9 protein-coding genes are annotated in these 8,535 nt (G+C 60.6%); 6 read left to right on the plus strand and 3 right to left on the minus strand.

All coding sequences use genetic code 11. The features are described 5' to 3' along the window. Positions 1-4 precede the first annotated feature (4 nt). From ACFQ6H_RS03765 to ACFQ6H_RS03775, 3 genes are all read right to left on the minus strand, one after another. Positions 5-811 carry an ABC transporter ATP-binding protein gene (locus tag ACFQ6H_RS03765; RefSeq protein WP_378644001.1) on the minus strand — a complete coding sequence of 269 codons (807 nt, stop codon included), beginning with the start codon at positions 809-811 and terminating at the stop codon, positions 5-7. 15 nt (positions 812-826) lie between these two features. Continuing rightward, a complete protein-coding gene (locus ACFQ6H_RS03770; protein WP_003943086.1) occupies positions 827-1,531 on the minus strand; it encodes a FadR/GntR family transcriptional regulator in 705 nt (234 codons plus the stop codon). 102 nt (positions 1,532-1,633) lie between these two features. Beyond that, positions 1,634-2,194, minus strand: a complete 561-nt coding sequence (locus ACFQ6H_RS03775) for a QsdR family transcriptional regulator (RefSeq protein WP_378644004.1) — start codon at positions 2,192-2,194, stop codon at positions 1,634-1,636. Positions 2,195-2,352: 158 nt separating this feature from the next. Between ACFQ6H_RS03775 and ACFQ6H_RS03780 the strand changes: the two genes are divergently transcribed. The 6 genes from ACFQ6H_RS03780 to ACFQ6H_RS03805 all read left to right on the plus strand — a co-directional run bounded on the left by ACFQ6H_RS03780 (position 2,353) and on the right by ACFQ6H_RS03805 (position 8,384). Continuing rightward, a complete protein-coding gene (locus ACFQ6H_RS03780) occupies positions 2,353-3,324 on the plus strand; it encodes a phosphotriesterase (protein WP_378541975.1) in 972 nt (323 codons plus the stop codon). A 3-nt stretch (positions 3,325-3,327) separates the two neighbouring features. Next, positions 3,328-4,983: an AMP-binding protein gene (locus tag ACFQ6H_RS03785; RefSeq protein ID WP_378644006.1), complete on the plus strand. Its 1,656-nt coding sequence runs from the start codon at positions 3,328-3,330 to the stop codon at positions 4,981-4,983. 251 nt (positions 4,984-5,234) lie between these two features. Then, positions 5,235-6,626, plus strand: a complete 1,392-nt coding sequence (locus ACFQ6H_RS03790) for an MFS transporter (protein ID WP_378644008.1) — start codon at positions 5,235-5,237, stop codon at positions 6,624-6,626. Positions 6,627-6,694: 68 nt separating this feature from the next. After that, complete coding sequence (locus ACFQ6H_RS03795) at positions 6,695-7,369, plus strand: TetR/AcrR family transcriptional regulator (RefSeq protein WP_378447436.1); 675 nt, start codon at positions 6,695-6,697, stop codon at positions 7,367-7,369. A 38-nt stretch (positions 7,370-7,407) separates the two neighbouring features. Continuing rightward, positions 7,408-8,040: an HAD family hydrolase gene (locus ACFQ6H_RS03800; RefSeq protein WP_378644010.1), complete on the plus strand. Its 633-nt coding sequence runs from the start codon at positions 7,408-7,410 to the stop codon at positions 8,038-8,040. Positions 8,041-8,096: 56 nt separating this feature from the next. Continuing rightward, complete coding sequence (locus ACFQ6H_RS03805) at positions 8,097-8,384, plus strand: putative quinol monooxygenase (RefSeq protein ID WP_230817338.1); 288 nt, start codon at positions 8,097-8,099, stop codon at positions 8,382-8,384. The last annotated feature ends 151 nt before the right edge of the window (positions 8,385-8,535 follow it).

Here is an 8,535-nt window from a genome sequence, read left to right on the forward strand (position 1 = left end):
CCGGTCAGACCCTTTCGCGTGGCCGGGACTGCGCATTCCACCGACCACCGCGACGCTCGATCTCGATGGGGTGCGAGAAGCACTCGCTGATGTTCTGGGTGGTGATCACTTTGTCGGCGAGCCCGCCGGCGGTCACGACGCCGTCCTTGATCAGGAGAGCGTGCGTCGTGGTGCTCGGAATCTCTTCGATGTGATGCGTCACGAGGATGCTGGCAAGAGACGGGTTCTGATTGCGGAGGTCGTCCAGGGCCGTCAAGAGTTGTTCGCGTGCAGCCAGATCCAGCCCGGTCGCCGGCTCGTCGAGCAGTAGCAGACGTGGTTCGACCATGAGTGCTCGGGCGATCAGGGCTCGTCCCCGTTCACCTTGGGACAGGTTGGGCCACAGTGCGTCCGAACGCGGGCGCATGCCGAGGAGATCGATCAGCGCGTCGGCATGAGCTTCTTGTTCCGGAGTCGGTGACCACCGCGGCATCACCTCCGTGGTGTTGGTGAGACCGGTGATCACGACGTTGCGGACGGTGATCGGAATTCCGATCGTGTGACGAGGGTTCACGTGCCCGATGTCCATCCGCAGTTCCCTCATGTCGACGCGGCCCAACTTGTGGCCGAGGACGTAAACGGAACCGTGAGTCGGGTGGGCGGTTGCTCCGAGCAGGCTCAGAAGCGTGCTCTTGCCCGCGCCGTTCGCGCCGAGGAGGACCCAGTGTTGTCCGGGTTCGATCGAAATGTTGATGTCTTTCAACAAGTATCGGCCGTCGCGGACGAGATCCACGTGTTCGGTCGACAGAACTGTGCCGGTGGGGTGTTGCACGAAAACTAACCTCTCTTAGGCGTCGAGCACACGCAGTCGTCGTAGGACGGTGTCGATGTTCGCTCGGGTTGCCGCTACCGCGGCTTCGGGGTCGGCGTCTTGAAGTGCCTCGACCAATTGATCATGGGCATGTGAGGTGTCGGGGACGCCGGCCTCGTGGGCCATCATCTCGACGAGGGATTCACGAAGGAGCGGACGCACCGACGTGAACAGTGAGAGCAGGACCGCATTTCCGGAGAGGCGGACAACTTCCGTGTGAAAGTCGAGGTCGACGTCGACGAACTTTTCGACATCACCTTCGAAATGGCTGTGTCGCATGGTCAATCGTCGCCTCAGGCCGTCGAGGTCCTCGGGTTGCACCCGCTCCGCAGCCAGCCTGGCGGCCTCGATTTCGAGTGCGCGACGCACTTCGAATACCTCCAGGATGCGTGAGCGTCGCAGAAGCTTCGTGAATTCGTCGACGTGCTCGAGTTCGGACGCGGCCGCCACGAAGGTTCCGACGCCGTGCCGAACCTCGAGAAGTCCGTCGCGAGCGAGGAGACGGATGGCCTCGCGAATCGAGGAGCGTCCGACGCCGAGTTCGACGGCGAGGGCCGCCTCGCTCGGTATGCGCTCGGACGGCGCCCACGTTCCATGCATGATTCGCCCGCGCAGCAACTGTTCGAGTTGCGGTACCAGCGGACCACTGCGAAGTGTGAATCCTGTGTGGTCGTCGGACACGGCTTGCCTCTCGGGTGGGTACCGAAAGAGTAACAACTCATCAGACGTCTGAGGACTCGGGTGGCCGGTGTGTCGCCGCAGTGTTCACACGGTCGAAGCGTGTCAGTTGCGGGTGACGCCGAGGAGCAGTGCGATCAGGTCGAGGGCCGTCTCGATCTCGGCCTTTTCTCGGCCGAGCAGGGGGGCGTAGAGGTGCACGTCGCAGATACGAACGAGGGCTTCGCCCAGCACCTGTGGCGAAAGTGTGATGGTCAACTGGCCCGCGTCGACCTGGGACTGCAGTATCTCGGCGGTGATGGAGGCGGAGATCGACTCGATCGAACCGGGCATCATCGCGAGCTTGATGAACACCAGGGGTTCACGTTTGGTCAGCGCGCGCAGTTCGGTCGATGATTCCACCGAGCGCATGACGCGGCCGAAGACGTCGAGGATGTACTCCGGACCTTGCCCCGACGCCTGTGACATCGCTTTGCGGTATGTCCGTTCGGTCGCTTCGGCCAGCACTGTTCCGAGCAGTTCGTCGCGGTTGCCGACCCAGCGGTAGAGCGTCGCGCGGCCTACCCCGAGACGGTCGGCGAGCAGTGACATGTCGAGTGGTTCCTCCGCGAGGTACATGCTCGCGGCGGTGTCGATCGCGCGTCGGCGTTCGAGGTCGGTAGGCATCGGGACATTCTCTCCGGTTGTCCGGTACTGCACAATTTCGGCGGTCGAACAGAGGTGGGTTTCGGGTGGATCGAGCCTATTGACGAACCAGGCGACGTGAGACACACTAGCTCATTGTCTCATGTTAGTGATGGCGATCACAGTCAGGGGTTCGATCGATGAGTTCAGTACAAACCGTTCGTGGGCCGGTGGACACAGCCGATCTGGGAAAGGTGTTGATGCACGAGCATGTCTTCGTTCTGGGTGAGGAGATGCGTCAGAACTATCCCGACTACCCGGAGCCTTGGGACGAGGAGGCTCGAGTAGCCGATGCAGTGACCAAGCTGTCCGAGCTGAAGTCACGAGGGATCAGCACGATCGTCGATCCCACGGTCATCGGACTCGGTCGCTACATTCCGCGTATCGCTCGGATCAACGAGCAGGTCGACCTCAATATCATCGTCGCGACCGGCGTCTACACGTACAACGACATTCCGTTCCAATTCCATTACACCGGACCAGGTTTGCTGTTCGACGTTCGCGAGCCGATGGTCGATCTGTTCGTGAAGGACATCAAGGACGGCATTGCCGGCACCGACATCCGCGCGTCGTTCCTCAAGTGCGCCATCGAAGAACCTGGTCTGACTCCCGGCGTCGAGCGGGTGATGCGAGCGGTCGGTCAGGCACAGGTCGAAACCGGGGTACCGATCACGGTTCACACGAACCCGCATACGGAATCGGGCCTCGTTGCGCAGAAGGTTCTGGCCGAGGAAGGTGCAGATCTGAGCAAGGTAGTCATCGGGCATTCGGGTGATTCGACCGACCTCGACTACCTGTGCGCTCTCGCCGATGCCGGCTCGCTACTCGGGATGGACCGCTTCGGTCTCGATGTTCTGCTCCCGTTCGAGGAGCGGGTGAACACCGTCGTGGAACTGGCTCGTCGTGGCTATGCCGAGAAAATGGTTCTGGCACATGACGCCTCGTGCTTCATCGACTGGTTCTCCAGTGAAGCAAAGGCGGCCGCGGTACCGAACTGGAACTTCACCCATATCAGTGATCAGGTCATCCCCACTCTGCTCGAACGTGGCGTCACCGAGGACCAGATCAACATCATGCTGGTGGACAACCCACGTCGGTACTTCGAGAGCTGAGTTATGACCAACGTGTACGAGAGCGAGCCCTGGCTCGCCAATTACGACGCTGACACTCCGCCGAACGTAGACATCGAGCACGTCAACGCCCTCGAGATGTTTCGTGCATCGCTGGAGCGCGATCGCAACGCCCCGATCATCCGGTACTTCGACAGGTCTGTCAGCTTTGCCGAACTCGACGAGATGTCGGACGCGCTTGCCGTAGCCCTAGCCGAGGACGGAATCGGGTTCGCAGACAGAGTTTCCTTTGTCCTGCAGAATGTTCCGCAGTTCGTGATCGCCACGGTCGCGGTGTGGAAACTCGGCGCCGTCGTCGTTCCGGTCAATCCGATGTACAGGGACCGTGAACTGTCCACCGTTCTCATCGACAGCGGCGCGGTAGCGGTCATCTGTCTGGAGTCTTCGGCCCAGACGGTTGCGACTGCGTCTGCGGGCACCGAAGTGCGACGGGTCATCACTACGTCCGAACTGGATCTTCAGTCGCGCGACGACGAGCGGATCTTCGGTTCGGCGTCCAGGATTCGCCACGATGGATTTCCGGACCTACTGGAATTGATCGAGGCTCATCGAGGGCAGAAGCCCGGGCGGGTCGAGCTCGGACCGGAAGACCTCGCCTACCTTCCCTATACGTCGGGAACAACCGGCCCGCCGAAAGGTTCGATGAACACGCACGCGAATGTCGTGTTCGCGGCACAGATCTATCGGGACTGGTTGGGACTGCGACCAGGCGGCGCGATGTTCGCGGTGGCGCCACTGTTTCATATCACCGGATTGATCGGGCACGTTGCAGCTCCACTCCTGGCCGGTGCGCCCACGATTCTGACCTGCCGATTCCATCCTATTGTTGCAGCGGAATCGATTTCGGAGCATCGGGCCACCGCGATCATCGGTGCGATCACCGTGTTCATCGCGTGGACGGACAGCGTCGCAGTCTCGAAGGAATCGCTGAGCACTCTCGAGTCGGTGTACTCGGGTGGCGCGCCGATTCCGCACGCGGCGTTGGAAGCGTTCCGATCGAAGTTCGGTCACTACATTCACAACGGTTACGGGCTGACCGAGACGAACAGCCCGGCAATCGTGGTACCGAATTCTCGTGAAGCGCCGGTGGATCCGGCGTCGGGAGCGGTCGCCGTCGGTGTGCCGGTATCGAATACGTACGCGGAGGTCGTAGACGAGAACGACAAGCCGGTACAGATCGGTGAGTACGGCGAGATCGTGGTCTCCGGTCCACAGGTCGCACTCGGTTACTGGAACAAGCCGGAGGAAACCGCACATGCCATGCCGGGCGGGCGTTTTCACACCGGCGACATCGGATTCATGGACGGCGACGGCTGGTTCTACATCGTCGACCGGATGAAAGATCAGATCAATGCCTCGGGCTTCAAAGTGTGGCCGCGCGAAGTGGAAGATGTTCTCTACGAACACCCTGCCGTGCGGGAAGCAGCCGTCGTCGGTGTCATGGACCCGTATCGCGGCGAAACTGTGAAGGCCTTCGTGTCATTCAAAGACGGGGCCGAGGCGACCACCGAGGATCTGGTCGAATTCTGCAAGGAAAAGCTTGCAGCATACAAGTATCCGCGCATCGTCGAGATCATGGATGACCTACCGAAAACGGTGAGCGGCAAGATTCTTCGTCGCGAGCTGAGGGTTCCGAACTAGATCTACCTGACAAACGAATTGCCGGCCGCCGTCAAGGTGAGTCGGCCATTCGTCGTGGTTGCTGCCGGGAATCGGTAGGGGATTAAGTCCCTTATGCGGCAATGTATTTCAGTGATTGACATCACTCTTTTTGTATCGCAGACTGATCGCAACGCCACAGAGTTGAAGTTGGTGTCAGTTTCTACTTCTGGCTCCGATTCGACTTCTCAACTCCCGGCGCGACGAGCGTCCGACCCATCGAGGAGTAACCCATGACGAGATCGGCAGTGGATTCGAGCACGCAGGCAGGGGGCCTGTCCGATCAGGAACGGAAGAAGAAGAAGGCGCACCGCAAACTTCTAGGCGCGGGACTGCTCGGCAGTTCCATCGAGTGGTACGACTTCTTCTTGTACGGAACGGCTGCAGCACTGGTCTTTCCGCATGTGTTCTTTCCCGATTCATCCGCGCTGATGGGCACACTGCTCTCGTTCAGTACGTTCTGGGCCGGGTTCGTAGCTCGTCCCATCGGCGGGTTGGTCGCTGGGCATTACGGTGACAAGTACGGACGCAAGCCCGCCGTCGTCACCTGCCTTTTGCTGATGGCTGTCGCGACGTTCCTGATCGGCGCGATTCCGAGTGCTTCGGCAATCGGCGTAGTCGCTCCGATTCTCCTCGTGACACTGCGATTCATCCAAGGTCTCGCCTGCGGCGGCCAGTGGGGCGGAATCGTCCTTCTCCTCACCGAATCCGCGAGTCCCAAGAAGCGCGGATTCTCAGGCACTTTCGGTCAGATGGGTGTTTCGTTCGGTGTAGTGCTTGGCAACCTGGTCTTCCTCGTCGCGACCGCGACCATTTCCAACGAAGCATTCCTGAGCTGGGGTTGGCGGGTTCCGTTCTTCGCCAGCGCGCTGCTCTTCCCCGTTGTTCTGTACATCCAGACGAAGGTCGAGGACACGCCGGAATTCCTCGAGCTGCAGGAAGACGCCAAGAAGAATCAAAAGGACGTGGTCGTTCAGGCTCCGTTGGCCCAGGCGCTCAAGGATCACTGGCGCAAGATCCTGCTCGGCTGCGGACTGCTCGCTGCCACCAATGCGCTGTTCTACATCAGCATCGCCGGCGTGCTCAGCTACGGCACAACCGAACTGGGGTTGAAGCGGAACTCGCTGCTCATCATCTCGCTCCTGAGTGCGTTGCTGACCGTCGGAGTGGTGCTGTGGTCCGGGAAGATGTCCGACAAGATCGGTCGTCGTCCGATGATCCTGATCGGCGCCGCGGCGATCGTGGTCTGGGCGTTCCCGTACTTCTGGTTGATCAACACCAAGTCCCTGCCGCTGTTCTTCATCGCGGTGACAGTCGGCAGCGTGTTCCAGTCGATGACCTACGGGCCGATCGCTGCGTACATGGGTGAGCTGTTCGCGCCCAACGTGCGTTACTCGGCAGCATCGTTGGCGTACCAGCTGGCGGCGATCACGGTCAGCGGCGGCACTCCGTTCATCATGACGGCACTCATCGCGAAGACCGGGACCACTACATGGGTTGCCGTGTTCGTAGCCCTCATGGGCTTGGTGACCTTCTTCAGTGCCTGGGTGCTGAAAGAGACCAACCCGAAGGAAGTTCGGGACGATCCGAACGCAATTCCGGGCGCGCACCTGTACGCCAAGTAACTCTTTCGGTTTCGAGCAGACGCCCGCTATCGGTCACCGGTAGCGGGCGTCTGACGTATAACTGGAGCATGGCTGCAGCGCGCACAGGCTCCGAAGATGCTTCGTCGACAGTGTCACGGGAACTCCCCTCCACTCAGCGTGGTTTGCGTACGCGTCGAGCGTTGATCGATGCGGCCCGCACGGTCTTCGAACGGTCCGGCTATCTGGACTCGCGGCTGATCGACATCACGGTGGAGGCGCAGTGCTCGGCCGGTACCTTCTACACATACTTTGCGAGCAAGGAAGAGATCTTCGCAGCAGTGATGGAGTTGGCTCGCGAAGACATGATGCATCCGGGTATGCCGCACACTCCGAAAGGCGCGGATCCTGCTGAGGTCATCGCGGCGAGTAACCGCGCGTACCTCGAGGCGTACCGACGGAACGCGAAGCTGATGGGGCTGCTCGAGCAAGTCGCAAGTATCGATCCGGAGTTCCGGGTTCTCCGCCTCGAGCGCGCTGACGCGTTTGTACGTCGCAACGCCCGCAGCATCGAGAAGCTGCAGAAAGCCGGTCTGGCGGACGCGAACCTGGATCCGCTGCTGACCTCTCGCGCGCTCTCCGGAATGATCAGTCGACTTGCGTTCGGTTACTTCGTGTCCCGCGGTGGCGCGGACGGCGCCGCCGGAGTGACCTTCGACGGTCTGCTCGATACGGTCAACCGGTTGTGGATCAACACTTTACAATTCTCGCTGCATCAAAATTGATGTTGACGCCGAGTTCATGTTTGGTGTCTGATGGAGTAATGACACTCACGCGTACGGCAGTGCTCGTCGATTTCGGTGGAGTTCTCACCTCCAGTGTTCTGCAGGCCTTCGCGGACTTCGGAGCCTCGCTTGGCGGTGACCCGCGACTTCCGTTGACCCTGCTCTCCCGCGACGACGTCTCGAAGAGGCTGCTCGCCGATCATGAATCAGGAAAGATCGACCAGGAAGCATTCGAGGCCGGATTCGGGGAACGTCTACGTGCGCACGGCGCCTTCGTCGACAGCGTGGGGTTGGTCGACCGGATGCAGGCCGGGCTGATTCGGGATGAGGAGATGGTGCGTCTGCTCGCAGACGTGCGGGCGGCGGGACACCCTGTTGCGCTCGTGTCCAACGCTTTCGGGCGTGATTGTTATGCGGGATTTGTCCTCGAAGACCTGGCTGACGAGGTGGTGATCTCGTCGGAAGTCGGGATTCGCAAGCCCTCTCGTCAGATCTACACAATCGCGTGCGAGCGCCTGGGTGTCGCCCCCGAAGATGCCGTGATGATCGACGATCTGCAACAGAACCTCGACGGAGCGGCCCGGTTGGGGATTGCGGGCATTCTCCACACCGACGCGGAAAGTACTCGCAGGCAATTGGAATCGACGTTCGGACTACTGCCCACGCAGTGAAACTGTAGGTTGCTCGGTAATACTCGAATACTGCTGGAACACTTTTGGAGGAATGAATGATTGCTGTCATCGCGGATATCACCGTCAAGGACGGAAGCGGCGAGCAGTTCGAAGCCGTGGTCGCCGAACTCGCCGAAAAGGTGCGCACGGAAGAGCCCGGAACGGTTCTGTATCAACTGATCCGCTCGAAGACGGACACGAACTCCTACAAGTTCATGGAGCTGTATCAGGACGGCGCTGCCATCAAGGCGCACGGAACGTCCGAGCATTTCCAGGCTGCCGGAAAGGCGATGGCACCCTTCCTGGCTGGTGCCCCGCAGATCGAGTACTTCGACGCTCTCTGAGCGCATGGACAGGGCTCTCTGAGCGCATGGACAGGTGAGCCCCGGCGAATCTCGCCGGGGCTCACCTGTGTTTTCAGTTCTGCTTCTGGGCGAGGAGTTCGGACCGGTCGATCGATCGCTTGAGGATCTTTCCCGTGGAACCCTTGGGGAG

It is taken from the genome of Rhodococcus sp. NPDC056506, from assembly GCF_042794945.1.
Lineage (GTDB): Bacteria > Actinomycetota > Actinomycetes > Mycobacteriales > Mycobacteriaceae > Rhodococcus_F.

What these genes read in the sequence shown, in the direction of transcription:
- ACFQ6H_RS03775 (WP_378644004.1), bottom strand. Translation starts at nt 2,194, where the DNA reads ATGCCTACCGACCTCGAACGCCGACGCGCGATCGACACCGCCGCGAGC.
- ACFQ6H_RS03780 (WP_378541975.1), top strand. Translation starts at nt 2,353, where the DNA reads ATGAGTTCAGTACAAACCGTTCGTGGGCCGGTGGACACAGCCGATCTG.
- ACFQ6H_RS03785 (WP_378644006.1), top strand. Translation starts at nt 3,328, where the DNA reads ATGACCAACGTGTACGAGAGCGAGCCCTGGCTCGCCAATTACGACGCT.
- ACFQ6H_RS03790 (WP_378644008.1), top strand. Translation starts at nt 5,235, where the DNA reads ATGACGAGATCGGCAGTGGATTCGAGCACGCAGGCAGGGGGCCTGTCC.
- ACFQ6H_RS03795 (WP_378447436.1), top strand. Translation starts at nt 6,695, where the DNA reads ATGGCTGCAGCGCGCACAGGCTCCGAAGATGCTTCGTCGACAGTGTCA.
- ACFQ6H_RS03800 (WP_378644010.1), top strand. Translation starts at nt 7,408, where the DNA reads ATGACACTCACGCGTACGGCAGTGCTCGTCGATTTCGGTGGAGTTCTC.
- ACFQ6H_RS03805 (WP_230817338.1), top strand. Translation starts at nt 8,097, where the DNA reads ATGATTGCTGTCATCGCGGATATCACCGTCAAGGACGGAAGCGGCGAG.